Below are 23,037 nucleotides of genomic sequence, written 5' to 3'. Positions count from 1 at the left end.
GGCCCGTCATCGAGCCCGTAACTTAGCGGCGCTTGCGGCGTTTGCGGCGGCCGAGCTTGATGCGCTTCAGGGCGGTTTGCAGCTCGCCCTGAGCCTCGCGGGGGATGGACCCGGAGGCGCGCAGGCGCGCGCCCTCGCGAGTGCGCATCGCGGTCACGCGCCCGCGCTGGATCCCGTAGCGCCGGGCGACATCCCGGGCGGTATGTTCGAAGTGCATGGGCACGTCACCACGCCGCGCCCGCGGCTTGCCGTCCACGATCTCGAGGCTGAACAGGATGCTGGCCTGCCAGATGATCCATGCCGCCGCAGCGAGCAGCAGCGCAATCATCAGCAGTAGCGCGGTGAGCATGGACATGTTGGTCTAATCCGACTCCGGTTCCGGTAGTGCTTCGACCTCGCGGCGAAAGCGCTGGAAATCATCGCTGTCTCGCGCCAGCCCGTCCAGTGTTTCCTGCGGGAGCGAGTCGATCCGAGCCTGGGTGTTCTCGACGCGCTCGCGGGTGGTGGGATGGGTGGCGAAGAACTGCTCAACCCGGCCGGGATCCCGGTCGCGCTCGTCCAGCAGGGTCTCGAAGAACGAGACGAGGCCGATGGGGTGGATGCCGGCATCCACCATATAGCCAATGGCCACGTCGTCCGCCTCGCGCTCCGCCTCGCGGCTGTAGCCGGCGAATACACCCGCCGCACCGACCTGCACGGCGACTTGCTCCGCCGCGCCAGGATCGCGTCCAAGAATCACGCCGTAGACGACGGCAAGCCCCATTTCCGCCTGTTGCGCGCGGCGCCACTGGTCGATGCCGTGGCGCTTCACCACATGCCCGACCTCGTGTGCCAGCACGCCGGCCAGCTCGGACATGTCATCCGCCCGCTCGATCAGGCCGCGGTAGACATAGATATGGCCGCCGGGCACGGCGAAGGCGTTTACGTCCGGCCCGTTGACGACGTAGAAGGTGTAGTCGATCTCTTCGCGATCGTCGGCCACCGCCGCAATCGAACGACCCAGCGAATTGATGTAGTCGTTGATGGCCGGCTCTTCGACGATGGGCAGCTCCGCGTTCAGGTCCGCAGCCAGATCCTCGCCCAGCTGGCGCTCCTCCTGCACCGACACCCGTGGTGCGCAGGCGCTCGCCAGTACAAATACACCGATCAGGGCCAGCACTGCGGCCAGCCGCCCGTACACCGTTCGCATACCAATGGCTGTCATACCCGTCCCTCTCGATTCGTGTTGACCCATTTCCCCAACATAGAGGGTTTTCGCATGGATCGGGAGCCCCGGCACCCTGGTGCACGCCTGCTTCGTGACATCCCGCCCGTTGCGTGATGCAGGGTCCACGGTGGTTTCTCTGGTCTGGCGCTTTGGGCTCCACAGGTTTATAGTGTGCAGTAAGCACATAATAATTAAATATGTGCGTAATGGTGGTTCCTGGAGGTTGCCCATGAGTGTCGCAACAGTTGCAGCGCCGGAGCGCGCGGATGTCCTGCGCGAGGCACTGGTCAACGCCGGCAAGGCGCTGGGTCTTACCCAGGCGGATCTGGGCGAGGTCGTCGGGCGCGGACGCACGGATATCAGTCGAGGCAACATCGACCCGGCCAGCAAGCCGGGGGAGTTGGCGTTGCTGCTGATCCGCTGCTATCGCGCCTTGTATGTGCTGACCGGCGGGGATGCCGCGGCGATGAAGCACTGGATGCACACGCAGAACCACCACACCGGCGGCGTGCCGGCCGAGCAAATCCGTACCGTGCAGGGGCTGGTGGGCGTGCTGGAGTATCTCGACGCGATTCGCGGCAAGCTGTGAGCTGAGTGTCTGCCACGCCGGACTGGAATGCGCTGGTGAAAGCCGCGCCGCGCGTCCCACTGCGTGGCGAGGTCCTGCGTCTGGTGGAGAGCCAGGAACAGGTAGCCACCAACCAGATCGTTTCCTCGCTGGACCGCCAGGCCGTGCTGGAAGAGATGCTGGAGGCGACCAAGCCACCCCGGCGCGCCGGCACCGAACGGCTGCACTACCTGCTGGCGACCCCGTTTCGCTACCCCCCGCTGCGCCACGGCTCGCGCTTTGGCCGCCGTCACGAGCCCAGTCTTTTCTATGGCGCCCGGAGCGAGCGCACCGTACTGGCCGAGGCGGCCTTCTATCGCTTCGTCTTCTGGTACGGCATGGCCACACCGCCGTCGCGCAAGCTCGACACCCAGCACACGTTATTCGCCGCGCGCTACCTGAGCCCCGAAGGCCTGCAGCTCCAGGAGCCGCCGTTCGCGCAGCACGCAGAACGGCTGCGCCACCCTGCCGACTACCGTGCCACCCAGGCCCTGGGCGCGGTCCTGCGCGAGGCCGGGATCGACCTGTTCGAGTACACCTCTGCCCGCGATACCGGGGGCGGCCTCAACCTCGCGCTCTACAACCCGCGGCCGTTTACCCGCAACAAGCCCACGCGCCAGGACCCCTGGCTGTGCCAGCTCAGCGCCGAGCACGTCCGCTTCCTCAAGCCCCGCGACGGGACCCTGTACGATTTTCCTCTGAGTCCGTTCCTCTATCAGGGCCGCCTGCCGCTACCCGCCTGAGTACCTTCCCCGTACGTCGATCGGCACAGAGCAGGCCGGCCCCGGTAGTCAGGGCAGCGGGATGAACTCGTGTTCGTCGCCGGGGACCTTCGGGAAGCGGCCGTCCTGCCAGTCCTGCTTGGCCTGTTCGATGCGTTCGCGGCGGCTGGAGACGAAATTCCATTCGATGTGGCGCTCGCCCACGGGGGCGCCGCCGACCAGGGCGATGGTCGAGGCCGTGGTGGCGGTGACCGCAATGCCGGACTGGTGCGAGAAGATCGTCATCGAATGGGTCGGCATCGCAGTGTCCTGCGCGCGCAGCTCGCCGGATACCACGTAGACCGCGCGTTCGTCGGCATCGGGCAGTGTCAGGGTCTGGCCGGGCTGCAGGCGGGCCTCCAGATAGAGCGTCTCGGAGAACACCCGCACCGGCGACTGCTCGCCGTAGGCGCTGCCCATCATCACGCGCACGGGGACCCCGTCGACGGTGACGGTCGGGATCGACTGTTCCGGATAGTGATGAAACGCGGGCTCGGTTTCCTCGTCGGCTTCCGGCAGGGCGAGCCAGAGCTGCAGCCCGTGCTGGATGTGGGCCTCGGCGCTGACCTCCGGGCGTTCGCGTTCGGAATGGACGATGCTGTGTCCGGCGACCATCAGGTTGAGATCCCCGGGGCGAATCGCCTGCAGTGAACCCAGCGAATCGCGATGCAGGATTTCGCCCTCGAACAGGTAGGTGACCGTTGCGATCCCGATATGCGGGTGCGGGCGCACGTTGATCCCCTCGTCTGCGGGGAAGTGCGCCGGCCCCATGTGATCGAAAAAGATCCACGGCCCGACCATCCGGCGCTGTGCGGTGGGCAGCACCCGGCGCACGGAGAAGCCGCCCAGGTCGCGCTCGCGGGGCTGCAGCACGGTCTCGATCGCCGCGCAGGGGGCAGGCGAGGCGGTACAGGGCTGTTCGGTGGTCTCCAGGGTGTTGCTCATCAGGGGGCTCCGGGTGTCGTGTCGCGCATGGGCTGGAGGGCGCGGGCCCATTTCGCCAGTTCCTCCAGCATGCCCCGGGCGGAGTCATCGTGCATCGGTTCGGGGACGAATCGGCGCTTGTCGTCCAGGTGGTTCCAGGGCATCTGGATCATCACGCCCTCCGGGATCGGCATCATCTTGAGGGCTGTCACCATCTGCCGGGCCATCTGCGCCGAGCGCAGGCCGCCGGAGGCCCCGCCGTAGCTCACGAACGCGCAGGGCTTGTAGTTCCACTCTGTATAGACGTAGTCGAGGGCGTTGATCAGCGCGGGTGGAGCCGAGTAGTTGTACTCGGGGATCACGAACACGTAGGCGTCGGCGCTCGCGACGCTGCGCGACCAGGCCCGGGTGTGTTCGTGTTCGTACTGCTGTGTGCGCGGATGCTGGGGTTCGTCATAGACCGGCAGCTGGAAGTCCGCCAGGTCGACCCGCTCGCTCTGGAACGCGCCCTGTTCGCTGGCCAGGGCATGAAACCAGTCGCCCACCGAGGGGCCGATACGGCCCGGGCGAGTGCTGGCGATGATCGTCTGAAGCTGCAGTGACATTGGTGTGTCCTCGTCAGTGGGCGGCATCAGCCGCCGCGCAGATCGAACAGCAGGGCCTCGGCCTTGCCGTCGGTGGTGAATTCGAGCCCGTGTTCCTGACGGACCGTGGCGCCGTCGCCGGCGGCCATCGTCTGGCCGTTCAGGCTCAGTTCGCCCCGGGTGATCTGTACGTATCAATCAGCGTCTCCCTAGCACACAGGTGATGATCTCCATGTCCCGATGCGGGTGGGCGCCGAAGCCGGCACCCGGGGCGACCCGGTCCTCGTTGATGACGCGCAGGTCCGATACGCCCATATGGTCCGGATCAAAATAGTTGGCAAACGAGAAGGTATGGCGGGACTCCAGCCAGCCGTGGCAGGCATGGTCGCGTTCGGCACTGGGGCGCAGGGTGATCATGGTGTCCTCCTCCCGGGTGTTACCCATCAGGCGACCCATGCCGAGCCAGGTGGCCCGGCATGGGGTATTTCGACTAGCCGCGGTACATCCCGGCGAGGTGGTTGTCGACCGAGGCCCGGCCCGCGCCGCTGATCGCCAGTGCGACGGAGACGGCCAGCAGCGACAGCGCGAACTCGTAGCCGTTGTTGCTCATGAACAGGCCATGTTCGAAGTGTACGGCGAAGATCGCCACGACCATGGTGAAGGCCAGCACGGCCGCCGCCGGGCGCACCAGCAAACCGATGATCAGGGCCAGACCGCCGAAGAACTCGGCGCCACCGGCCAGCAGGGCCATCAGAAAGCCCGGCTCCAGCCCGATCGAGGCCATCCACTGGCCGGTCCCCTCCAGACCGTGACCGCCAAACCAGCCGAACAGTTTCTGGGCGCCATGCGCCATGAAAATGATCCCGACCGGGATGCGCAGGGCGAGGGCCGCCCAGCCGGCGTTGGTGCCAAACAGCTGCTGCATGAAGGACGAATTCATTTGGACTCTCCTGGATGGTTTGCGAAGGCCGGCGGTTCTGGCCGGTCAGGGAGAGTCTGTCTATTTCCTGGTAAGCAATAAACAGCTATAAAAGGCACATATAGTTGCGCATAGTGAAACAATGGATCGTTTCCAGCAGATGCAGATTTTCGTGGCCGTGGTCGAGGCCGGGCACTTCGTGCATGCGGCGGAGGCGCTGGGCCTGTCCAAGGCGGCCGTCTCGCGCGCGGTGAACGGCCTGGAGGAACGGCTGGGCGCGCGGCTGCTGCACCGCACGACCCGGCGCCTGTCGCTGACCAGCGAGGGCGAGACCTTCTTTGGGCGCAGCAAGCTGCTGCTGGAGGAACTGGCCGCCGCCGAGGGCGAGATCAGCGAGCGCGGCACCGCCGTCAGCGGGCGGCTGCGGATTAACGTCCCGGTGAGCTACGGCATCCAGCACCTGGCCCCGCTGTGGGGCGCATTCACGGCGCGGCATCCCCGGATGGAACTGGACGTCACCCTGAACGACCGCTCGGTGGATCTGGTCGACGAAGGTTTCGACCTGGCCGTGCGCATTGGCACGCTCGACAGCTCCAGCCTGGTCGCGCGCCGCCTGGCGACCACGCGCATGCGCATCTGTGCCGCGCCGGACTACCTGGCGGCCAGCGGTCGACCCGAACACCCGCGCGAGCTGGCGGACCACGCCACCATCGCCTACAGCTACCACGCGACCGGCGACGACTGGACCCTCACGGGCCCGGACGGGCCGGTCGCGGTCACGACCCGCCCCGTGCTGCGCAGCAACAACGGCGAGACCTGCGTCGCCGCGGCCCTGGCCGGACAGGGCATCGTCTACCAGTCGGAGTTCCTGCTGCAGCCACATCTGCAGACCGGCGCCCTGCAGGCGCTGTTCCCCGACTGGGAAACCGCCACGCTCGGCATCTACGCCGTCTACCCCAGTCGCCGCTACCTCCTGCCCAAGACCCGCGCCCTGATCGACTTCCTGGCGGAGCAGCTAGGTACGCCGAACGAGCTGGCGTCGCGGTAGGCCTGGCATCGGTTGGTCGGCGCATGTCATCACGGCCGCCGCGAAGCGAAGAGCCGGGATCTCCGGCATATGAAGATCCCGGTGATGTCGCTCCTGCTACTCCGCGGGCCACTAGCAGGCGGATTACGGCGCCGCGAGAGTTCGTTACGGTGACGAGTCCAGAGAAATGGATGCGACGGGAGTGATGGCCATGGGGTCGAACAACACGCGGGAGCTGGATGAGCTGGCGGCGCGGCTGGAGGCGTTTGTCGAAGAGCGCGACTGGGCGCAGTTCCATTCGCCGAAGAATCTTTCGATGGCGTTGGCGGGCGAGGTCGGCGAGCTGATTGAGCACTTCCAGTGGCTGACCGAGGAGCAGTCGCGCGGCCTGTCCGGCGAGGCGCTGGAGGAGGTTCGAGCCGAGATCGCGGATGTGCAGATCTATCTGTTGATGTTGGCCCGCAAGCTGAACATCGACCTCGTGCAGGCCGCGAGCGACAAGCTGGAAACCAACGCGAAAAAATACCCGGTGGACAAGGCGCGAGGCCTCGCACGCAAGTACACGAACCTGTAATTCGCTCGTTCGGTTCGCCGGGAGGTGTATGCGGCAAGAGTCGTGACCCGGATCAAGATTCCTGGCCTTTGCCCGGCTGATAATGGTTTTATCCGCGAGCGTCTTGCCGCGATTCCCCGACTGCATGACGAAGGAGACACAGCATGAGCCCCCTGGAAGGAAAAGTGATCGCAATCACCGGTGGCGCCGGTGGTATCGGCGAGAGCACGGCGCGCATGGCGTACGAGCAGGGCGCGAGTGTGGTGATTACCGACCGCGAGGCCGGGCCGGTGGAGGCCATCGCCCAGTCCCTGGGTGAGCGGGCGGTGGGCCTGGCCGTGGACGTCACGCGGCGCGAAGACAACGAGCGCATGGTCGCGACGGCACTGGAACGTTTCGGGCGCCTGGATGGCGTGTTCCTGAACGCCGGGATCGAGGGCGAGGTCGGCCCGTTCGACAGCCGTTCCGACGCGGCGTGGGAGAAGGTCTTTGCCGTCAACGTGCATGGCGTGCGCCTGGGCGCGGAGGCGGCCCTGCCGGCGCTGCGTCGCGGCAATGGCGGCAGCATCGTGATCACCTCCAGCGTAGCCGGGCTGCGCGGGGCGGCCGGCCTGTCGCCGTACGTGTCCAGCAAGCACGCGGTGGTGGGCATGATGAAGTGCCTGGCCGCCGAGCTGGGACCGGAGAACATCCGCGTCAATACGCTCAACCCCGGCCCGGTCGCGAACCGCATGATGCAGTCCATTGAAGAGCAGGCGGACCCGGGCCACGCCGACGAGGTGCACAAGTCCTTCGAGGCGCGCATCCCGCTGGGCCGCTACGTGAACAACGAGGAATGCGCCGGGATGGCGGTGTTCCTGCTGTCCGATGCGGCCTCCGGCTGCACCGGCAATACCTTTGTTGTCGACGGCGGCCTTTGCTCGCAGTAGTTTGCAGGCGCGCGCCACTCGTCATCGTTCGGCGCGCAAGGCGGTGACGTCATTGCGAGGCCCCGCAGGGGCCGCGGCAATATGTCGATTGAACCCGCAAGCGAGGCTCCGGAATCTATGCCGGAGCCTCGCATCAGCGCCCCACGCAGTGGTTCGCAAAGGCGAAGGCGTCGTTCATCGACCACTGGGCCTGGGGCGTGTTGGCCATGGCGTCACACCATGCGGGACTGCCAACCGTCTGCGCGCCACCGGCGAACGTGGCTTCCATCTGCCGTTCCAGCCGCTCGTTGGTCCGGGCGAAGTTCAGCCACGCCATCTCCAGTGCCGGCGTTGCATGTGTGGTCTCGACACGCATGATGTTTTCTTCCAGTCGATCCAGCGACTGCTCCATGCGTCCTTCCAGTTCCAGCATGCGTTGGTGGTTTTCCGGGGCATCAAACGACGCCTCCATGACCTCCATCTCGTGTTCCTCGATCGACTCCATGAAGACGATCATCTCGCCTGCCAGTTGTTCCAGGCGCGGCGTCAGTTCTTCGGTCAGCCAGGTGGCGTGCTCATTGGCGGCCTCCCGGCTGTCGACCCCGGCCAATTCCGCACTCATGGTGTCGAACAACTCGATCCAGGACTCCATGAAGCCGATCGCGCGCTCCATCGCTGGCGCATCTGGCTCTTCCTGGATCAGGGTGTCCGGTTCCGCAGCCTGGGCCGAGTCGTTCGACTGGCCGCAACCGGAAAACGTGATCAATGCGAACGCCAGCCCCGCGATGGCTGGCACGGTAAAGCTCGGTAGGGTGTTCATGGCTGCCTCCCTCGGTTCCCCCTAACCGAACACAAATCACTACAACAGGACGGGAACCGCGGCCAACAGCGAATGGAGTGCGAACAGGCGGCGATTACATAGTTCATAGCACCAAATGCACGCGTTTGCGCTGGGTTTTGGGAGCCGCAGCGCATTTGCGAGTCCCGCGTGCGAGCCAGGGCGGCTCCGAAGGGTCTGTCCTGCCGCTATCTCGGGCCGGGTGGAACGAACTCGAGGGCTCCGCGGTCCCAGCGGCCATTGTCGGCAGCCGCCTGGTAGGTGCTCTGCAGAAAGCTCAGCAGTGCGGCATCGGGATCCGTCGACGTTCGAACAGCGTCGAGTGGCAGGATGTATTCCCCGAGGCCCTCGTGGAAACGGGCCGCGGCGGGCTGGATGGCGGCCTCGCGATATCGGTCGGGTTCCGGGTAGGCATACGCATAGAAGGCCGCTTCGCCCAGCCCCGTGCCGGGCCAGAAGCCGGAGCTCGCCAGCTCATGGGAATAAGCCTCGTCCATCACCCAGTCGGCACAGTTGGGGACACCGCCGGGATACTTCGGCGCCTCGCGGCCGGAAAAGCGCGTGACGGCCAGATCGAACGCACCCCAAAAGAAGTGCACGGGGCTGCACTTTCCCAGAAAGCCCGCGCGGAACTCCGAGAACACCCTGTTCGCCTGCACCAATGCCTGCCAGAAAGCGTGGATGGCATGGCGATCGTAGCTGCGGTTTCGCGTGTTCCTGGCAAAGGGGGTGGCTTCCGGTACCTCCACCGGGCGCGCGAGGATGGCTACACGAATGCCGAGGAACGCAAGTGCGTCAAAGATCTTGTCGTGGAAATCGGCAACGCTCATCGGTTCCAGCGTAAAGAGCACCTTGCGGCCGTTCGATGTGGTGATCACCAGCTGGTGCGCGACGAAATCGAAGTCGATGGTGAAGGTCTGCCCCTGATAGGGGATCGGCAATGTCGTCAGCCCGGTGCTGGTGACATACAGCGTGGAACCCCACGAGTGATTCACCCAGGGCCCCAGTTCGAGACGGATCTTGCCGACAATCTGCGTCCACATGTGGACCGTGGTACAGGTATCCTCCCACTGATCAAGGGGTGGGAGTTCGGGCCAGTGGGTGGGTCCATTCTGCGAGTGGGCGGGCATGCGATCCTCCGGGGCTGATCCGGGGCCATTGCGAATCGAGCGGAAGCGCTAGCACAAGGGCGCGCCCATCAATCCCGAGGAATCTGTTAGGCCATCCTGAGGAGTGTAGACCCCCGCGAAGGGCTTGCTGTCGAACATCCCGCTTGTGATCCCGGCCGCGTACGAAGCCGGTGCTCAGCCCAGCAGGCCGCTTTGCTCGAGGCCGTCGAATATGAACTGCATGGCCAGTGCGCAAAGCAGCACGCCGAGGATACGGGTCAGCACATGGGCGCCGGTGACCCCCAGCAGGTGCTGCAGGCGCGATGCGACCAGCAGGCAGATCAGGGCCAGCACCATGATCGCCGCCAGGGCGCCCAGCACCACCGCCTGAGCCATCCAGTCATCGCCGGCCCGGCTCATCAGCAGGATTGCCGCCCCCATCGCGCCCGGCCCGGCCAGCATGGGTGTCGCCAACGGGAACACCGAGATGTCGCCCCGGCTGCGCGCCTCGCTGGTTTCCGCCGGAGTCGCCGACACCCCACCGGAACTGCGCGCGAAGACCATGTCGATCCCGATCAGCAACAGCAGGATGCCGCCGGCCGTGTACAGCGCCGGCATGGTGATGCCCAGCACCGAAAGCACGGCCTCGCCGAACAGCGCGAACAGCAGCAGGATGCCGGTCGCCAGCAATGCCGCGCGCCAGGCCATCCGGCGTCGCTGGGCCCGTGTCATGCCCTGGCTCAGCACGGCAAAGACGACCGCCACGTCCACGGGCCCAACGGTCACGAAGAAGGTCGCCAGTGCGACCACACCCAGTTCCAGCATTGATCTCCCCGATACCCTTCGCGTTGCGAACTGTTCCTGGCTACCGGCGCGTTGCCTGCGGGCTGCACAGACCCTGCATCATTGCAGATGGTGCGCGCGGCAGGGCAGTCCAGCGCTTGGCCGTGCGGTGCTGTCGGTGCTACCGCCCTGTCGCCTCGGCTTATCCGTAACGCCCGTCGATGCGAGGTTTGATCAGCATCGGCGCGTAGACCCAGACGAACCCGGCGAAGGCCGCGATCCACAGGAACTGCGAGGCCCCCATCCAAGTTGCGGTCAGGGCCGGCCAGAGCAGGGGTCCGGCCACCCGTGCCAGCGTCCCGATGGCCAGCAAGGCGAAGAGTACCCCGAGGATGCGCGGTGGATCGAAGACATTGCGCCCGGTATGGCCCAGGGCCACGCGCGTCATCATGCCCAGGGTTATCAGGCCGATGCCCCCGTAGGTAAAGGCGTGCAGTGCGGCCATCGGCGCGAGGGGCGTGAACTCGGCCGCGGCCCGCAGCGCAAAGCCGATCACGATCCAGCCGTAGGCCAGCATCAACACCCAGAGCAGTGGCTTGCGCCACAGCGCCGGCGTATGCCAGCCCGCCCAGCGCACGCCGTGTGCCACGGCCAGGCCGGCCGCCAGCGCCGCTGCGACGGTTGACCAGGGCAGGAAGACTTCGACCAGCCAGAAGGCCAGCAACAGCACCAGAGCCAGGCGGTCCAGCCAGGCCCGGTTTACCGGCGTAAAGGCCCCGTCCAGGCCGCGCTCGATAAAGAACGGGATGACCCGGCGGCCCATCATCAGGATCAGCGACAGCAGCAGGTAGACCCCGGAGTACAGCCCCAGGCGCTGGCCGCCATCGAGCAGGTCGAAGGCGCCCAGGTAGAACAGCCCGTTACTGGCCCCCAGCAAGGCGACTTTGCCGATCACTGCCAGCTGGCCCCACTGGCGCGCCTTCCACACCGGGCGGGCCAGGGCGGCCAGCAGCCAGAGGGTGAAGCCGAGATCAAACAGCGCCATCGCGACCAGCCCGGGGTCCCCGAACAAGGCCGCCACGCGGCCGCCGAGCCAGAGCCCGGCCAGCACCAGCAGCGCGGGCCCGTGGGTCGTCTGCATCTCGGTCCAGTTGCGCACGGCCGTGAGCAGGAACCCGGCGACGACCGCCATGCCGTAGCCAAAGATCAGTGTATGGCCATGCCAGGCAAAGGGCCCGCCAAAGACGGCCGTGGGCAGCGCCGCCATGTCGACGTGGTAAAGCCAGGTCCACAGACCCGCGACCAGCACGGCGTACAGCCCGGCCAGCAAGAAGAACGGGCGAAATCCCAGATGGCTCAGGCCAAAGCGGTACTGCCCGGGCTGCTCGATGTTCAGCTTCACGTTCGCCCCCTTTGGCTCCGCCGTGCCGGTACCCACTATCGCTGCGGGCACCTCCCGGAAAATCGGTCCGCTCCCATATCTTGCATTTTTATTACTGTTTAGTGCGAGTACAGCGAGTAATCCGCTGCTCCAGGCTGCTATCCCGTCGCGCGCATGCCGCCGCTACCTCCGCCGCCCGGCGGGGGCGCCCAGACGTTGCGAAAGGCCTGGTGGGTCTTTGCTGGCAGATCGCGGGAGAAGCGAAGCTGAACACCCGCGTCGGTCCGCACCGCAGCGATCCGGCCCCGCTTGAGCCCGAACTGTCGTGCCACGTCCTCGCAGCCGCGCACGAATCCAGCCGGCGGCTTGCCGCGCCGGACACGGACCGAACCACGACGCAGCTCCACGGAAAACACCTGCCGGGCATGCCAGATCATCAGGGCGATACCCAGTCCCAGTACGAAGAGCATGACCAACAGCGTGAGGAGCATGACCGGTTGCGGTGCCAGGCGTGATGCGGGTTGGCGCCCAGTGTAGCGCACACGATCGTGGGTCTATCACATTGCGCGGGGCCGGGGCATCCCGTTGCCTGCGGTTCAAAGTGAGGACGGGTCGGCATGGCCCGAGCGCCGACGCCTTCTGTATGCACTACAGTCCAGGGAGAGACACGAAGATGCCGTGGCTGGAGGCACTGCCGGGGGGTGGCTAATGGAGCTTCGGGAAGGGCGTCGCAGGGCGGTCTGCATGACCGCCGAGATACAGAATCCACCCGGTGCCCCGGGGTACCGGGTCAGTGGCCGGATCCGGGATGTCAGTCTCAGCGGGCTGTATCTGGAGTTGCCGGTTGCGGGTCTCTCCGAGAATTCCAGACTGCGGTTGCTCGTCAGTCCGGAAGAGGCGGCCGATGGTCGGGCTCATGTCTGGCATTGCATCGTTATGCGCCTGGACGAGTATGGAGTGGGAGCGATGTTCGAGACCGAGGATCCGTCCAGGGTCGATGGCCTGCTCGACCTGATGCGCGAGAGTTTCGGGCTCCCGCCCGATTCGAGATAGCCCGCGCCCTGATGGCAGTGCCCTTGTCTCCGGGCGCCGCCCCGGCGCTGGGGTCATCCACAGAAATCGCCACGACGCCGGTCCGTTGGCGAGGCCGGAGTGGGGTTAAAGCCAGCGGCGTCGGCGGAACAGGTAGAGCATCCCGAGAACGACGGCGAGCATGATGCCGAGCAGGACGGGGTAGCCGTAGTAGGTGTAGAGCTCGGGCATCGACCATGGGCTTTCGGGGTGGTCGAAGTTCATGCCGTAGATGCCGACGATGAAGGTGAGCGGGATGAAGATGGTGGCGATGATGGTGAGAACACGGATCACGTCGTTGGAGCGCTGATTGATGGCCGAGAGGTAGGCCTCGATCAGGCTGGAGGCCATTTCGCGGTAGGACTCAAGCAGGTCCATGATCTGGATAGTGTGATCGTGGACGTCACGCAGCCAGGGCATCATCTCTGGGCCGAACGGGTCCTGGTTGTCGCGCATCAGGCGGGTAACTACGTCGCGCGTGGGCCAGAGTTGGCGGCGCAGCACCAGCAGTTCGCGGCGTACGACATGGATGCGGCTCAGGGTGTCGTGGTTGGGCTGTGAGAGTACGCGTTCTTCCAGGTCTTCGATACGGTCGCCGAGTTGCTCCATCAGCGGGAAGGCCTGATCCACGACGACATCCATCAGGGCATAGGCCAGGTACGGGGCACCCAGGCGGTTGAAGTTGCGGTTGCTGCCGCGCATGCGCTGGCGGATGGGCTCGAACGGGTCGGTATCGCCGCTGTGTACGCTGATCACGAACTTCGCGTGTACAAACAGGTTGAGCTGGTCCAGTCGCACGGTATCGCCATCCAGCTGCGGCTGGTTGAGGATGATCACTGCGTGCTCGCCGAAGTAGTCGAGCTTGGGGCGCTGGCCGCGATGGCGCACGTCCTCCAGCGCCAGCGGGTGCAGCCCGAACGTCTCGCCCAGGCGGTGTAATTGGCCCGGACCGGGTGTGCCCTGGAAGTGCAGCCAGACGAACCCGTCCGCCGGCGCACCGTCGTGCAGCACGGTTTCAGGGTCCAGGGGATTGAGTTGTTCGTTGTGGTAGTGCCAGGCGGAAACGCTGGCGTCGGAAGTGTGGGAATGTTCGTGAGCGTGTACCCCGTGGCCCGGGGGCGTTCCGGGTTGCGGATAGGTCTTCTCGAACAGTCGTGTCATGGGGTCTTCCGGAGCGGAGTTGCTCCGAGTATAGGGCGTTCATGCGTGAGGGCGACACGCGGCTGCGCACGCGCGGCGAGTCTGGCAGGCTGCATCGCGGTGACCCTGGACAGAGGACGGATATGTCGCGGCTTTCCATCGACCTGCACGAGTGCTTTCGTAACGGGCGCAAGATCGATGCGGCGCTGAATGGCGCGATCGAAGAGGCCTGCGACAAGCGTATCAAGACGGTAGAGATCATCCACGGCAAGGGTAGCGGACAACTGAAAAAGCGCGTGCTGCGCTTTTTGCAGCAGCCGGAGATCAAGCAGCGCTACCACCGGGTGGAGAAGGACTCGAAGAACCACGGCCGACTGTTTGTGCATTTCAAGCACTGAGCAAGGCCGTTCCCTCTTTCCTTGTAGGAGGCCAGCCCTCTGGCCGATCCGGGGCCAGCAGAACCCCATCGGCCAGGGGGCTGGCCTCCTACAGGGGGAAGGGGGTGGGGCTTACGGCCTTTGGTCGCCCAGGCTGCGTTCGGCGAGGTGGTAGCCGAGTTCGATCATCTCGCGGGCGCGGTGGAAGTCGAAGATGCCGCAGGCGTTGACGGGCACCTCGATCAGGTGCTCGGGGTTGTAGGCGGCAATGCGAAAGCGTGCGATCGAGCCCTGCATGGCCTCGATGGAATGGGAGACGACGTCGATCATGCTGAGCGCCCGGGCCTCCTGGGCGCGGCTCATGCCGGCGGTCGTGGAGCCCAGCCCCAGCTTGCCTGGCCAGTCCTGGAGCCAGCCGCCGACCCGGTCCGGCAATACGCCCTGCAGTCGCTGATTCAGGCGGCTGCGCCCCAGTTTTTCGGCGTCGACGTCATCGAAGGCGTTGGGGCGGGTGACGCGCGTGAGTTCGTCGCCCATGCGCCCGTTCAGGCTGACGGCCACGGTTATGTCGGTGTGGTCGTTCAGGGTCGGTGCGATGGGTACGGGGTTCAGCAGGGCGCCATCCACCAGCAGCCGCCCGTGATGGTGCACGGGGGTGAACACAGTGGGGATGGCGATGGAGGCGCGAATGGCGTTGAACAGCGAGCCGGTGTTCAGCCAGACCTCGCGTTCGCGCTCGATATCGGTGGCTACTGCGGTAAAGGAGATCGATAGCTCTTCGATGTCGATGTCGCCCAGCATGTCACGCAGTTTGCCGATCAGGCGATCGCCCCGGATCAGCCCGGCACCGCGAAACGAGAAATCCAGCAGCCGCCAGACATCCTGGCGGCGCAGCGTTTTCACCCAGTCCTCGTAGATATCCAGCTTGCCTGCTGCGTAGATGCCGCCGATCAGCGCGCCCATGGAGGCGCCCGAGATGGAGCGGATGCGATAGTCGGAGTGCTCCTCCAGCCAGCGGATGACCCCGATCTGCGCCAAGCCGCGAGCCCCGCCGCTGCCCAGTACCAGCGAAATCGACTGTTCGCGATCGTCCATCGCCGGGTCGCTAGGAGGAGGCGTCGCCTAGCAGGAAGTCGTGCAGCGTTCGCGCAGACTCGGTGGCCGAATCTTCCAGGCGGACCTGCCAAACAGCCACCGGGTTTTCCGGCGACCATTCGCTGACCACCACCAGCCCCGAATAGACGTTCGTGCCGCGAACCGTACCGACGGTGACGCGCCCGGTATCGTCGCCGAACAGGCGGACTTCGAACTCCGAACCGGGAGTGGGCAGGGACCAGTACCCGTTCTGGCCTGTCTCGCGGAAGTCCTCGTCGGAGGGGTGAACCGCCTCGCCAAAGTGGCGGCGCAACAGTGGCACGGCGAGCCGGTGAGGCAGGCCCAGCACGGTCTCGATCCCCGAGCGGCCGCGGTCGATCGCCCGCGCGGCCCCGCTCAGGGGGTCTTCTCGGCCCAGCCAGCGTTTTACGGCATTCAGCATGCCCTCGATGATCCGCGTGACGGCGGGCGGCTGCAACCGGTTGGTGTGGGCCCGGGGTGCACGTTAGGGTGGCGGGTACGTATTGATCAGGAGATTGGCGATGGGTTTTGCACTGTCCGACATGCAGCTGTCCAGTTCCGCGTTCGGCCCCGGTCAGCCGATCCCGAAGCGCCATACGGGCGAGGGCGAGGACACCTCGCCAGCGCTCAAGTGGAGCAACCTCCCGCAGGAGACGCGCTCGCTGGCCGTCATCTGCCATGACCCGGATGCCCCGCTGATCAAGTCCGGCACCTACGGCTTTGTGCACTGGGTGCTGTACAACCTGCCGCCGGATACCGACGGCCTGCCCGAGGCGGCCAGCCTGGGCGATGTCGGCGAGAACGACTTTGGCGGCACCGGCTACGGCGGCCCGATGCCGCCCGAGGGCCACGGCAAACACCATTACTTCTTCTGGCTGCTGGCGCTGGACCGCGACCTGCAGCTCCCCGCCGGCCTCACGCTCTGGCAGTTCCTGGAGCGCGCCGAGCCCCATGTGATCGGCATGAACCGGCTGGTGGGCACTTACCAACGCGGTTGACGCCTTGAGGGAGTGGGAGCCGGCCGTCCGACAAAGCTCCTGTCAGGCGTCAGACGCGGGCAGGGGCTCCGCCCGTAAGCAGACCTCTGCAGAGCGCTAACAAAAAAGGCCCGGACCGAGGAAACTCGGGCCGGGCCTTTTGCGTTCCCGGGCGGGTGCCCGGGGCGGCGTCAGGTGGCTCAGTAGCGGTACCCGAAGGCCCTTTCGAACTGGTCGGCGAACGCTTCCGGCGTGAAGTGGTGGTTCTGGGTGCCGGAGTGGGCGATCTTGATCGAGCCGATCAGCGAGGCGATGCGGCCGGTGGTTTCCCAGTCATAGCCCTGTTCCAGGCCGAACAGGATGCCGGCGCGGTAGGAGTCGCCACAGCCGGTCGGGTCCTTGATCGCGGCCGGCTCGACCGACGGAATGGTGATCTTCTTGCCGCCGGTGTAGATGTCGGAGCCCTCGCCACCGCGGGTGACGATCATCGCGTCGACCATCTCGGCCATCTGCTCCAGGCTCAGGCCGGTGCGGTCGGCGGTCAGCTGCGCTTCGTAGTCGTTGAACGCGGCGTAGGTGGCGTTCTCCATGAAGCGCTTCAGGTCGTCTCCGTCGAACATCGGCAGGCCCTGGCCCGGGTCAAACATGAACGGGATACCGGCGTCGGCAAACTGCTGGGCGTGTTCGATCATGCCGTCACGGCCGTCCGGGGAGACGATGCCGACCTTGATGCCGTCGGCCTCGGTGACCTTCTGCTGGTGCGAGAAGCCCATCGCGCCCGGGTGGAAGGCGGTGATCTGGTTGTCGTCCTGGTCGGTGGTGATGAACGCCTGACCGGTATAGGTGTCGTTCAGCTCCTTGATGTGCTTGCGCGAGATGCCGTGCTTGTCCATCCAGTCGGCATAGGGGGCGAAGTCGCCGCCGACGGTGGCCATGATGGTCGGGTTGCCGCCCAGCAGCTTCATGTTGTAGGCGATGTTGCCGGCGCAACCGCCGAACTCGCGACGCATGTCCGGGACCAGGAAGGACACGTTCAGCATGTGCACCTTGTCCGGCAGGATGTGGTTCTTGAAGCGGTCGGGGAACACCATGATGGTGTCGTACGCGATGGATCCACAGATGAGTGCGGACATGTTGACTCCTTGCGTTGTTGAAACGGGTTGGCATGGCACCGCTTGTAGTGCCAAAACGGCTCTGCGGCGCGCGATTTCGGGATGCTCGGCGCGTCTGCGGCAGGCCGGACGGTGCGCATAGGGTAAATATTTGGGCGCAAAACAACAAATCGGGGGCGCATCGCGAGCCGCGTCGGGCGTGCCTGTCGTTGCTGGTCATCCCGGCCGACGGTGCCTGGCCCGACGCCGTGCCGGGGGCTTTGTGGCAGCATTGGGGTACTGTCGCGAGCGAGGGCCTGTCCGATGAATCCGCGCGTACTGATTCCAATACTAATTATTCTGCTGTTGCTGCTGAGCCTGTGGTCCATGAGCCTGGACGGCGAGGGCGGCATCCTGCCAAGCGCGCCCGAGCCGGGTGCCGCGGCGCCGCAGACCACGCACGTGGTGGCCGCTCCCGCATGAGCGCATCCCCGGCTCCTGCGGCCACGCGGGAGGTGATGTTTCGCGCGGCGGGGGTGACCAAGGTTTACCGCATGGGCGAGGTGACCATCCACGCCCTGCGCGGGGTGGATCTGGAGCTCTACACCGGCGAGCTGGTGGTGATGCTGGGGGCCTCGGGTTCCGGCAAGTCGACGCTCCTGAACATCATGGGTGGGCTGGACACCGCGACCGAGGGCGAGGTGCGCTACCGCGACCAGGATCTGGCGCAGGCCTCCGAGCGCACGCTGACGGCCTTTCGCCGCGACCATGTCGGCTTCGTGTTCCAGTTCTACAACCTGATCGCCAGCCTGACCGCGCGCGAGAACGTGGCCATCGTCACCGAGATCTCGCGCGACCCGATGCCACCGGAAGAGGCGCTCGCGCTGGTCGGGCTGGAGAACCGCATGGACCACTTCCCCTCGCAGCTCTCCGGCGGCGAGCAGCAGCGGGTGGCCATTGCCCGCGCGATCGCCAAGCAGCCGGCCGTGCTGCTGTGCGATGAGCCAACGGGCGCGTTGGATTCGAAGACCGGCATCCGTGTGTTGGAGGTGCTGCAGCACATCAACGAGCGTCTGGACACGACGGTGGCGATCATCACCCACAACGCGGTGATCGGCGAGATGGCCGACCGGGTGATCCACCTTAGCGACGGCCGCGTGAGCGAGATCCACGAGAACGCCACGCGCCAGTCCCCGGCCGAACTGCACTGGTAGCGACGGCGGCCGACCATGCGTGCGCTGAACCGCAAGATCCTGCGTGATCTCGGTCACCTGAAGGGACAGGCGGCGGCGATCGCGCTGGTGATCGCCAGCGGCGTAATGACGCTGGTGATCGCCGTGACCAGCCTCGATGCCCTCACGATCACCAAGGACCGTTTCTACTCGGAATACCAGTTCGCCGATGTATTCGCGGAGATCACGCGCGCGCCGGAGAGCGCGGTGGAGCGCTTTCGCGATACGCCGGGGATCAACCAGATCGAGACCCGGGTGCAGGCCCCGGTGCGCCTGGAGGTCGCCGATTTTGACGAGCCGATCCGTGGCACCGTGCTCTCCATACCCGACGGGGGTGAGCCGCTGCTGAACCGGCTCTACCTGCGCGAGGGGCGGCTGCCGGAGGCCGGCCGCGAGCGCGAGGCGGTCGTCAGCGAGGCCTTTGCCGAGGCCCACGAGCTGCGGGCCGGCGATTCTTTGCGCGCGATCATCGACGGGCGCCTGACCGACCTGCAGATCAGCGGCATCGCGCTGTCGCCGGAGTTTGTCTATCAGATCAGCCCCACCGATCTGCTGCCGGACTACGAGCGCTACGGCATCCTGTGGATGAACCGCCGCGCGCTGGCTGCCGCCTACGGGATGGAGGGGGCATTCAACTCGGTGGCCGTGAGCCTGGAGGCGGGTGCGGACCCGGCCCCCGTGATCGAGGCAATGGACCGGGAGCTCGCGCGCTACGGCGGCATGGGGGCCTATGGCCGCGATGACCAGTTCTCGCATCGCTTTCTGTCCGAGGAGCTGACCCAGCTGCGGGCGCAGGCGGCGATCCTCCCGACCATCTTCCTGGCCGTCGCGGCCTTTCTGCTGAACGTCGTCGTCGGCCGCATCATCCGCTCCCAGCGCGAGCCGATCGCCGTGCTCAAGGCCTTCGGCTACGGCAACGGCGCGATCGCCGGGCACTATGCCCTGCTGACCGGCGGCATCGTGCTGGTGGGCTGCGCGCTGGGGCTCGCATTCGGGGCCTGGGCCGCGCAGGGCCTGGCCGGCATCTACGCGGAGTACTTCCGCTTCCCGGAGATGAGCTTTCGTCTGCAGGGCTGGGTGATGGTGCTGGCGGTGGGCGTGGCCATGGGCGCGGCCATGCTCGGCACCTTCCGTGCGGTCTGGCAGGCGGTGCGCATGCAACCGGCCGAGGCTATGCGCCCGCCGGCCCCGGAACGTTTTCATCGCGGCTGGCTGGAGCGCTCGGCGGCCTGGGGCGCGTTCGATCAGCCGACCCGGATCATCCTGCGCAACCTTGCGCGCCACCGGCTCAAGTCCGTGCTGTCGGTGATCGGTATTGGCCTGTCCGGCGGGCTGCTGCTGATGGGCGCCTACCAGCTGAACGCGGTGACCCAGATGCTGGACACCCAGTACGGGCAGGTGCTGCAGATGGACATCGATCTGCAGTTCACCGATCCCGTGCCGGCGCGTGCGGCCGGCGAGCTGCGCCACGAGCCGGGCGTGCTGGCGGTGGAGACCTTCCGGGCGGTGCCGGTGCGGCTGGTCGGCGTGAACCGCGAGGAGCGCGTGCGCCTGCTGGGGCTGGACGCCGAACCGCGCCTGCGGCAACTGCCGATGGGCGGCGGGCGTGGCCGACTGCCGGACGAGGGCATCCTGCTGACCGACTACTTGGCGGAACAGCTCGGGCTGCGCGTGGGCGACCCGGTGGAGGTGGAGATCCTGGAGGGCCGCCGCCGCACGGTCACGGTGCCGCTGGCCGGTGTGGTGGAAGAGCCCATCGGCGTCGGCGCCTATATGTACCGCCCGGCCCTGAACCGCATGATCGGCGAGGGGCCCGCGGTCTCCGGCGCCTGGTTGCTGACCGACCGCGCACAAGAAGATGCACTGTTCCGTAGCCTGTCCGACCGCCCGCGGGTCGCCAGTGTCGGACTGATCGCGGAGGCCGAGCGCAACATCCGCGAATACATCGGCGAGACCATCATCGTGTTCGCAATGGTGTTCGTCGCGCTCGCTGTCTCTATCGCCTTTGCGGTGACCTACAACAACGCCCGCATCACCTATGCCGAGCGCGCTCGCGACCTGGCCACGCTGGAGGTACTCGGCTACTCGCGTGGTCAGGTCAGCTGGATCCTGCTCGGCGAGATCGCGGTGCTCACCCTCGCCGCGATCCCGGTCGCCTGGCTGACGGGCACGGGCTTCGCATGGCTACTGAACCAGGCCTTTGCGATGGACCTGTTCCGCGTGCCGCTGGTGATTACGCCGCAGGCCTACGGCTTCGCCGCCCTCGGCATCCTGGTCGCGGCCAGCCTGACCGCCTTTCTCGCCTGGCGGCGCCTGCAGCAGCTCGACCGCGTACAGGCCCTGAAGGCGGCCGAGTAACGGTCGTTATTGCCCGCCTTTTTGTGGCTGGTCCTGGTTCGGCATCCGGTGTTTACGGTGGCTTTGGTCCGCCGCCTGCCAAGCGCTGTTTCGGCAGCGCGCCCCGAGGTACTTTCTTGCTTGCCCAAGAAAGTACCCAAAGAAGGGCACCCGGATTCCGCCCGGGGACCTTGCTCCAGGGCCCTCGGGCCGGCGGCGCTGAAACTCGCTGCGCCTTTGGCTTCGCTCAGACAGTCAGCGCCTCTCTTCCGTCCCGAGGACCCTTCCGCAAGGGGCTTCATACGGGGGGATAAGGTCAAGACAACGGCTGACCTGACGTTTGTGCCAATGGACGGAGGCTAGGTATTCGGACATCCGGGCACGCGCGGCCTGCGGCCCTGGCGTGCCGCGCCCGCCAGCGGGCGCCAAAGGCCTTGTCTCTACGTAATCGTGTGGATGTCTGGCTCTTCGCCGGAATACCGCCTGTTTTAACCTACCCTCCCGATATGAGCCCCTTGTGGAGGGCGTGACAGGCCGGACGATTCAAAATAGACACGGGGCGCTGACTGTTTGAGCGAAGCGACAGCTTAGCGAGTTTCAGCGCCGCCGGTCTGGCGCGGCCGGAGCAAGGTTCCCGGGCGAATCCCGGGCGTGTTTCTTGGTTACTTCTTTGCACGAGCAAAGAAGTAACTCGTGGTGCGCTGCCGAGACAGCGCTTGGCAGGCGGCGGATCAAAGCCACCGTAAACACCGGATGCCGAACCATGCTTAGCCTCACAGCGGCTGGTTGCCAACCACCGTTCAGGTGATAACCGAGTGTGGCAACTTGCAGATATACGCCCCGGCACGCCGGGCGATGAGGGGGGAAGCGCGGAGTGGCGGGATTTGCGAGACTGATCCTATGGCGATGAAAAAGCGAATCACGGTTGGGCTCATCGTGCTGGCAGGGGTGGCCGCGCTGGTATGGGCGCTGCGCCCGCAGCCGGTGCCGGTATCGCTGACCACGGTCGAGGCCGGCCCGTTCGAAGAGACCGTGCGCGAGGAAGGGCGCACGCGGCTGCGCGACACCTTTACGGTGTCGGCGCCGATCGCCGGCTTCCTGCATCGCGTCCGGCTCGAAGAGGGCGATGCCGTCGAGCTCGGCGACGCGCTCTTCCGCATGGAGCCTTTGCCGACCCCGGCGCTGGATGCACGTTCGCGTGAGCAGGCGCGCGAGAATCTTGCCGCTGCTCGGTCGCGGCTGCGAAGCGCCGAGGCGAATCTGGAGAATCTGCAGTCGGAGGCCCGCTTCGCGGAATCGGAATATCGCCGTTATCAAGAGCTGTTCGATCGGGGTGCGGTTTCCGCCACCGAGGTGGAGCGTATGGAGACCGCACGCGATCGGGCGCGCTCGGCGGTTCGCGCCGGCGAATCCGCGGTGGAGGTCGCGCGCAGCGAGGTCGAGAGCGCGCGGGTGGTGCTGGATATTGCCAGTGGACAGATGCCGGAGTCCGAGGCCGATGCCCTGACGGTTCGTTCGCCCGCCGCAGGCGTGATCCTGGAGCGGTATCGCTGCTGCGAGGGCACGATCGGGGCCGGCGAGCCGGTGCTGGTCGTGGGCGATCTCGACGACCTCGAGGTGCAGGTGGATCTGCTGTCCATGGACGCGGTGCGCGTAGTGCCGGGCATGCGCGTGCGCCTGACCGACTGGGGGCGCGATGCCGAACTGGAGGGCACCGTGCGCCGCGTGCAGCCGTTCGGCTTTACCAAGATCTCCGCGCTGGGCGTGGACGAGCAGCGCGTGCCGGTGATCCTCGACCTCGACGCGGTGGAGGCACGCATGGCCGGGCTGGCGGTGGGCTACCGCGTGGAGGCCGAGTTCCTGCTGTGGGAAGGGGATGACGTGCTGCAGGTCCCCACCAGCGCGCTGTTCCGCGACCGCGGCGAGTGGTCGGTGTTCGTGGTCGAGGACGGCCGTGCCGAGCCACGCCGGGTCGAGGTGGGCCGTCGCTCGGGCTTCGCCACACAGATCCTCGAGGGCCTGGAGGCGGGCGAGCGTGTGGTCACCCGCCCGGGGGACCGGGTGCAGGCCGGCACGCGCGTGGTCGAGAACTGAC

At 66.3% G+C, this 23,037-nt stretch carries 28 protein-coding genes; 12 read left to right on the top strand and 16 right to left on the bottom strand.

The genetic code is table 11. The annotated features are described in order from the left end of the window. Positions 1–22: 22 nt before the first annotated feature. Together C935_RS0108405 and C935_RS0108400 are read right to left on the bottom strand one after the other, a co-directional pair. Positions 23–349, bottom strand: coding sequence for a DUF3634 family protein (locus C935_RS0108405; RefSeq protein ID WP_026278733.1), 327 nt, complete (start codon positions 347–349; stop codon positions 23–25). 12 nt (positions 350–361) lie between these two features. After that, positions 362–1,204: a M48 family metallopeptidase gene (locus tag C935_RS0108400; RefSeq protein WP_051074684.1), complete on the bottom strand. Its 843-nt coding sequence runs from the start codon at positions 1,202–1,204 to the stop codon at positions 362–364. Positions 1,205–1,436: 232 nt separating this feature from the next. Here C935_RS0108400 and C935_RS0108395 point away from each other — a divergent pair, with 232 nt between their 5' ends. Together C935_RS0108395 and C935_RS0108390 are read left to right on the top strand one after the other, a co-directional pair. Further along, entirely contained in the window at positions 1,437–1,796 is a 360-nt protein-coding gene (locus tag C935_RS0108395; protein WP_018862065.1) for an MbcA/ParS/Xre antitoxin family protein, read from the top strand. A gap of 5 nt (positions 1,797–1,801) precedes the next feature. Then, on the top strand, positions 1,802–2,557 hold the full coding sequence (locus tag C935_RS0108390; protein WP_038040435.1) for an RES family NAD+ phosphorylase: 756 nt from the start codon (positions 1,802–1,804) through the stop codon (positions 2,555–2,557). Between the two features lie 48 nt (positions 2,558–2,605). On the opposite strand, the gene C935_RS0108385 is transcribed toward C935_RS0108390, so the two are convergent. Genes C935_RS0108385 through C935_RS0108365 form a run of 5 tightly spaced genes read right to left on the bottom strand, consistent with a single transcriptional unit; the run spans position 2,606 to position 5,023 of the window. After that, positions 2,606–3,520: a pirin family protein gene (locus C935_RS0108385; RefSeq protein ID WP_018862063.1), complete on the bottom strand. Its 915-nt coding sequence runs from the start codon at positions 3,518–3,520 to the stop codon at positions 2,606–2,608. Further along, complete coding sequence (locus C935_RS0108380; protein ID WP_018862062.1) at positions 3,520–4,104, bottom strand: NADPH-dependent FMN reductase; 585 nt, start codon at positions 4,102–4,104, stop codon at positions 3,520–3,522. Before C935_RS0108380 ends, C935_RS0108385 begins: the two co-directional genes overlap by 1 nt. Before the next feature lie 26 nt (positions 4,105–4,130). After that, positions 4,131–4,232 (bottom strand): hypothetical protein, encoded by a 102-nt coding sequence (locus C935_RS13375; RefSeq protein WP_018862061.1) that lies wholly within the window; start codon positions 4,230–4,232, stop codon positions 4,131–4,133. A gap of 49 nt (positions 4,233–4,281) precedes the next feature. Further along, positions 4,282–4,527, bottom strand: coding sequence for a pirin family protein (locus tag C935_RS0108370; RefSeq protein ID WP_369771393.1), 246 nt, complete (start codon positions 4,525–4,527; stop codon positions 4,282–4,284). Positions 4,528–4,573: 46 nt separating this feature from the next. After that, positions 4,574–5,023, bottom strand: a complete 450-nt coding sequence (locus C935_RS0108365) for a DoxX family protein (RefSeq protein ID WP_018862059.1) — start codon at positions 5,021–5,023, stop codon at positions 4,574–4,576. Positions 5,024–5,144: 121 nt separating this feature from the next. Here C935_RS0108365 and C935_RS0108360 point away from each other — a divergent pair, with 121 nt between their 5' ends. From C935_RS0108360 to C935_RS0108350, 3 genes are all read left to right on the top strand, one after another. Next, complete coding sequence (locus C935_RS0108360) at positions 5,145–6,050, top strand: LysR substrate-binding domain-containing protein (RefSeq protein ID WP_018862058.1); 906 nt, start codon at positions 5,145–5,147, stop codon at positions 6,048–6,050. Between the two features lie 190 nt (positions 6,051–6,240). Beyond that, entirely contained in the window at positions 6,241–6,603 is a 363-nt protein-coding gene (locus tag C935_RS0108355; protein WP_019024870.1) for a nucleotide pyrophosphohydrolase, read from the top strand. 143 nt (positions 6,604–6,746) lie between these two features. Then, complete coding sequence (locus C935_RS0108350; RefSeq protein WP_018862056.1) at positions 6,747–7,511, top strand: SDR family NAD(P)-dependent oxidoreductase; 765 nt, start codon at positions 6,747–6,749, stop codon at positions 7,509–7,511. 133 nt (positions 7,512–7,644) lie between these two features. Here C935_RS0108350 and C935_RS0108345 read toward each other — a convergent pair whose 3' ends face one another. The 5 genes from C935_RS0108345 to C935_RS0108325 all read right to left on the bottom strand — a co-directional run bounded on the left by C935_RS0108345 (position 7,645) and on the right by C935_RS0108325 (position 12,092). Next, on the bottom strand, positions 7,645–8,310 hold the full coding sequence (locus tag C935_RS0108345) for a DUF3012 domain-containing protein (RefSeq protein WP_018862055.1): 666 nt from the start codon (positions 8,308–8,310) through the stop codon (positions 7,645–7,647). A 206-nt stretch (positions 8,311–8,516) separates the two neighbouring features. Further along, positions 8,517–9,458, bottom strand: coding sequence for a DUF5996 family protein (locus tag C935_RS0108340; RefSeq protein WP_018862054.1), 942 nt, complete (start codon positions 9,456–9,458; stop codon positions 8,517–8,519). A 174-nt stretch (positions 9,459–9,632) separates the two neighbouring features. After that, the gene (locus C935_RS0108335) at positions 9,633–10,262 is read right to left on the bottom strand and encodes a MarC family protein (protein ID WP_018862053.1); all 630 of its coding nucleotides are present in this window, start codon (positions 10,260–10,262) and stop codon (positions 9,633–9,635) included. A gap of 160 nt (positions 10,263–10,422) precedes the next feature. Then, positions 10,423–11,622 (bottom strand): NnrS family protein, encoded by a 1,200-nt coding sequence (locus tag C935_RS0108330; RefSeq protein WP_018862052.1) that lies wholly within the window; start codon positions 11,620–11,622, stop codon positions 10,423–10,425. 137 nt (positions 11,623–11,759) lie between these two features. Then, positions 11,760–12,092 (bottom strand): DUF3634 family protein, encoded by a 333-nt coding sequence (locus C935_RS0108325; RefSeq protein ID WP_018862051.1) that lies wholly within the window; start codon positions 12,090–12,092, stop codon positions 11,760–11,762. Positions 12,093–12,309: 217 nt separating this feature from the next. Here C935_RS0108325 and C935_RS0108320 point away from each other — a divergent pair, with 217 nt between their 5' ends. Continuing rightward, positions 12,310–12,654 carry a PilZ domain-containing protein gene (locus tag C935_RS0108320; RefSeq protein WP_018862050.1) on the top strand — a complete coding sequence of 115 codons (345 nt, stop codon included), beginning with the start codon at positions 12,310–12,312 and terminating at the stop codon, positions 12,652–12,654. A 105-nt stretch (positions 12,655–12,759) separates the two neighbouring features. Here C935_RS0108320 and corA read toward each other — a convergent pair whose 3' ends face one another. Continuing rightward, positions 12,760–13,833, bottom strand: a complete 1,074-nt coding sequence (corA, locus tag C935_RS0108315; RefSeq protein WP_018862049.1) for a magnesium/cobalt transporter CorA — start codon at positions 13,831–13,833, stop codon at positions 12,760–12,762. A gap of 122 nt (positions 13,834–13,955) precedes the next feature. Here corA and C935_RS0108310 point away from each other — a divergent pair, with 122 nt between their 5' ends. Then, a complete protein-coding gene (locus C935_RS0108310; RefSeq protein ID WP_018138049.1) occupies positions 13,956–14,210 on the top strand; it encodes a Smr/MutS family protein in 255 nt (84 codons plus the stop codon). 111 nt (positions 14,211–14,321) lie between these two features. Here the strand turns inward: C935_RS0108310 and C935_RS0108305 are convergent, their stop codons facing one another. Further along, positions 14,322–15,284, bottom strand: coding sequence for a patatin-like phospholipase family protein (locus C935_RS0108305; RefSeq protein WP_018862048.1), 963 nt, complete (start codon positions 15,282–15,284; stop codon positions 14,322–14,324). A gap of 10 nt (positions 15,285–15,294) precedes the next feature. After that, entirely contained in the window at positions 15,295–15,726 is a 432-nt protein-coding gene (locus tag C935_RS0108300; protein WP_018862047.1) for a hypothetical protein, read from the bottom strand. 100 nt (positions 15,727–15,826) lie between these two features. Between C935_RS0108300 and C935_RS0108295 the strand changes: the two genes are divergently transcribed. After that, a complete protein-coding gene (locus tag C935_RS0108295) occupies positions 15,827–16,303 on the top strand; it encodes a YbhB/YbcL family Raf kinase inhibitor-like protein (RefSeq protein WP_018862046.1) in 477 nt (158 codons plus the stop codon). A gap of 179 nt (positions 16,304–16,482) precedes the next feature. Here C935_RS0108295 and C935_RS0108290 read toward each other — a convergent pair whose 3' ends face one another. Beyond that, positions 16,483–17,415, bottom strand: a complete 933-nt coding sequence (locus C935_RS0108290; RefSeq protein WP_018862045.1) for a carbohydrate kinase family protein — start codon at positions 17,413–17,415, stop codon at positions 16,483–16,485. 282 nt (positions 17,416–17,697) lie between these two features. On the opposite strand from C935_RS0108290, the gene C935_RS13370 reads away from it, so the two are divergent. The 4 genes from C935_RS13370 (at position 17,698) to C935_RS0108270 (ending at position 23,036) form a co-directional block, all read left to right on the top strand. Continuing rightward, on the top strand, positions 17,698–17,856 hold the full coding sequence (locus tag C935_RS13370) for a hypothetical protein (protein ID WP_018862044.1): 159 nt from the start codon (positions 17,698–17,700) through the stop codon (positions 17,854–17,856). After that, entirely contained in the window at positions 17,853–18,587 is a 735-nt protein-coding gene (locus C935_RS0108280) for an ABC transporter ATP-binding protein (RefSeq protein WP_026278732.1), read from the top strand. The genes C935_RS13370 and C935_RS0108280 overlap by 4 nt, the downstream gene beginning before the upstream one ends. Before the next feature lie 15 nt (positions 18,588–18,602). Then, positions 18,603–20,963 carry an ABC transporter permease gene (locus tag C935_RS0108275; protein WP_018862042.1) on the top strand — a complete coding sequence of 787 codons (2,361 nt, stop codon included), beginning with the start codon at positions 18,603–18,605 and terminating at the stop codon, positions 20,961–20,963. A gap of 879 nt (positions 20,964–21,842) precedes the next feature. Continuing rightward, positions 21,843–23,036 carry an efflux RND transporter periplasmic adaptor subunit gene (locus C935_RS0108270; RefSeq protein WP_018862041.1) on the top strand — a complete coding sequence of 398 codons (1,194 nt, stop codon included), beginning with the start codon at positions 21,843–21,845 and terminating at the stop codon, positions 23,034–23,036. Position 23,037 lies beyond the last annotated feature (1 nt).

The sequence above is a fragment of the Thioalkalivibrio sp. ALJ3 genome, from assembly GCF_000377205.1.
Lineage (GTDB): Bacteria > Pseudomonadota > Gammaproteobacteria > Ectothiorhodospirales > Ectothiorhodospiraceae > Thioalkalivibrio.
The sequence above is the reverse complement of the archived record's forward strand: the minus strand, read 5'-3'. Positions and strand labels throughout refer to the sequence as shown.

Bases quoted from the DNA above. Each gene is read 5' to 3' on its own strand.
- C935_RS13375 (WP_018862061.1), bottom strand. From the start codon at position 4,232: ATGGCCGCCGGCGACGGCGCCACGGTCCGTCAGGAACACGGGCTCGAA.
- C935_RS13370 (WP_018862044.1), top strand. From the start codon at position 17,698: ATGAATCCGCGCGTACTGATTCCAATACTAATTATTCTGCTGTTGCTG.
- C935_RS0108365 (WP_018862059.1), bottom strand. From the start codon at position 5,023: ATGAATTCGTCCTTCATGCAGCAGCTGTTTGGCACCAACGCCGGCTGG.
- C935_RS0108340 (WP_018862054.1), bottom strand. From the start codon at position 9,458: ATGCCCGCCCACTCGCAGAATGGACCCACCCACTGGCCCGAACTCCCA.
- C935_RS0108335 (WP_018862053.1), bottom strand. From the start codon at position 10,262: ATGCTGGAACTGGGTGTGGTCGCACTGGCGACCTTCTTCGTGACCGTT.
- C935_RS0108290 (WP_018862045.1), bottom strand. From the start codon at position 17,415: ATGTCCGCACTCATCTGTGGATCCATCGCGTACGACACCATCATGGTG.
- C935_RS0108305 (WP_018862048.1), bottom strand. From the start codon at position 15,284: ATGGACGATCGCGAACAGTCGATTTCGCTGGTACTGGGCAGCGGCGGG.
- C935_RS0108320 (WP_018862050.1), top strand. From the start codon at position 12,310: ATGGAGCTTCGGGAAGGGCGTCGCAGGGCGGTCTGCATGACCGCCGAG.
- C935_RS0108350 (WP_018862056.1), top strand. From the start codon at position 6,747: ATGAGCCCCCTGGAAGGAAAAGTGATCGCAATCACCGGTGGCGCCGGT.
- C935_RS0108310 (WP_018138049.1), top strand. From the start codon at position 13,956: ATGTCGCGGCTTTCCATCGACCTGCACGAGTGCTTTCGTAACGGGCGC.
- C935_RS0108325 (WP_018862051.1), bottom strand. From the start codon at position 12,092: ATGCTCCTCACGCTGTTGGTCATGCTCTTCGTACTGGGACTGGGTATC.
- C935_RS0108295 (WP_018862046.1), top strand. From the start codon at position 15,827: ATGGGTTTTGCACTGTCCGACATGCAGCTGTCCAGTTCCGCGTTCGGC.
- C935_RS0108270 (WP_018862041.1), top strand. From the start codon at position 21,843: ATGGCGATGAAAAAGCGAATCACGGTTGGGCTCATCGTGCTGGCAGGG.
- C935_RS0108280 (WP_026278732.1), top strand. From the start codon at position 17,853: ATGAGCGCATCCCCGGCTCCTGCGGCCACGCGGGAGGTGATGTTTCGC.
- C935_RS0108400 (WP_051074684.1), bottom strand. From the start codon at position 1,204: ATGACAGCCATTGGTATGCGAACGGTGTACGGGCGGCTGGCCGCAGTG.
- C935_RS0108370 (WP_369771393.1), bottom strand. From the start codon at position 4,527: ATGGGTAACACCCGGGAGGAGGACACCATGATCACCCTGCGCCCCAGT.
- C935_RS0108385 (WP_018862063.1), bottom strand. From the start codon at position 3,520: ATGAGCAACACCCTGGAGACCACCGAACAGCCCTGTACCGCCTCGCCT.
- C935_RS0108355 (WP_019024870.1), top strand. From the start codon at position 6,241: ATGGGGTCGAACAACACGCGGGAGCTGGATGAGCTGGCGGCGCGGCTG.
- corA (WP_018862049.1), bottom strand. From the start codon at position 13,833: ATGACACGACTGTTCGAGAAGACCTATCCGCAACCCGGAACGCCCCCG.
- C935_RS0108345 (WP_018862055.1), bottom strand. From the start codon at position 8,310: ATGAACACCCTACCGAGCTTTACCGTGCCAGCCATCGCGGGGCTGGCG.
- C935_RS0108300 (WP_018862047.1), bottom strand. From the start codon at position 15,726: ATGCTGAATGCCGTAAAACGCTGGCTGGGCCGAGAAGACCCCCTGAGC.
- C935_RS0108380 (WP_018862062.1), bottom strand. From the start codon at position 4,104: ATGTCACTGCAGCTTCAGACGATCATCGCCAGCACTCGCCCGGGCCGT.
- C935_RS0108395 (WP_018862065.1), top strand. From the start codon at position 1,437: ATGAGTGTCGCAACAGTTGCAGCGCCGGAGCGCGCGGATGTCCTGCGC.
- C935_RS0108275 (WP_018862042.1), top strand. From the start codon at position 18,603: ATGCGTGCGCTGAACCGCAAGATCCTGCGTGATCTCGGTCACCTGAAG.
- C935_RS0108360 (WP_018862058.1), top strand. From the start codon at position 5,145: ATGGATCGTTTCCAGCAGATGCAGATTTTCGTGGCCGTGGTCGAGGCC.
- C935_RS0108405 (WP_026278733.1), bottom strand. From the start codon at position 349: ATGCTCACCGCGCTACTGCTGATGATTGCGCTGCTGCTCGCTGCGGCG.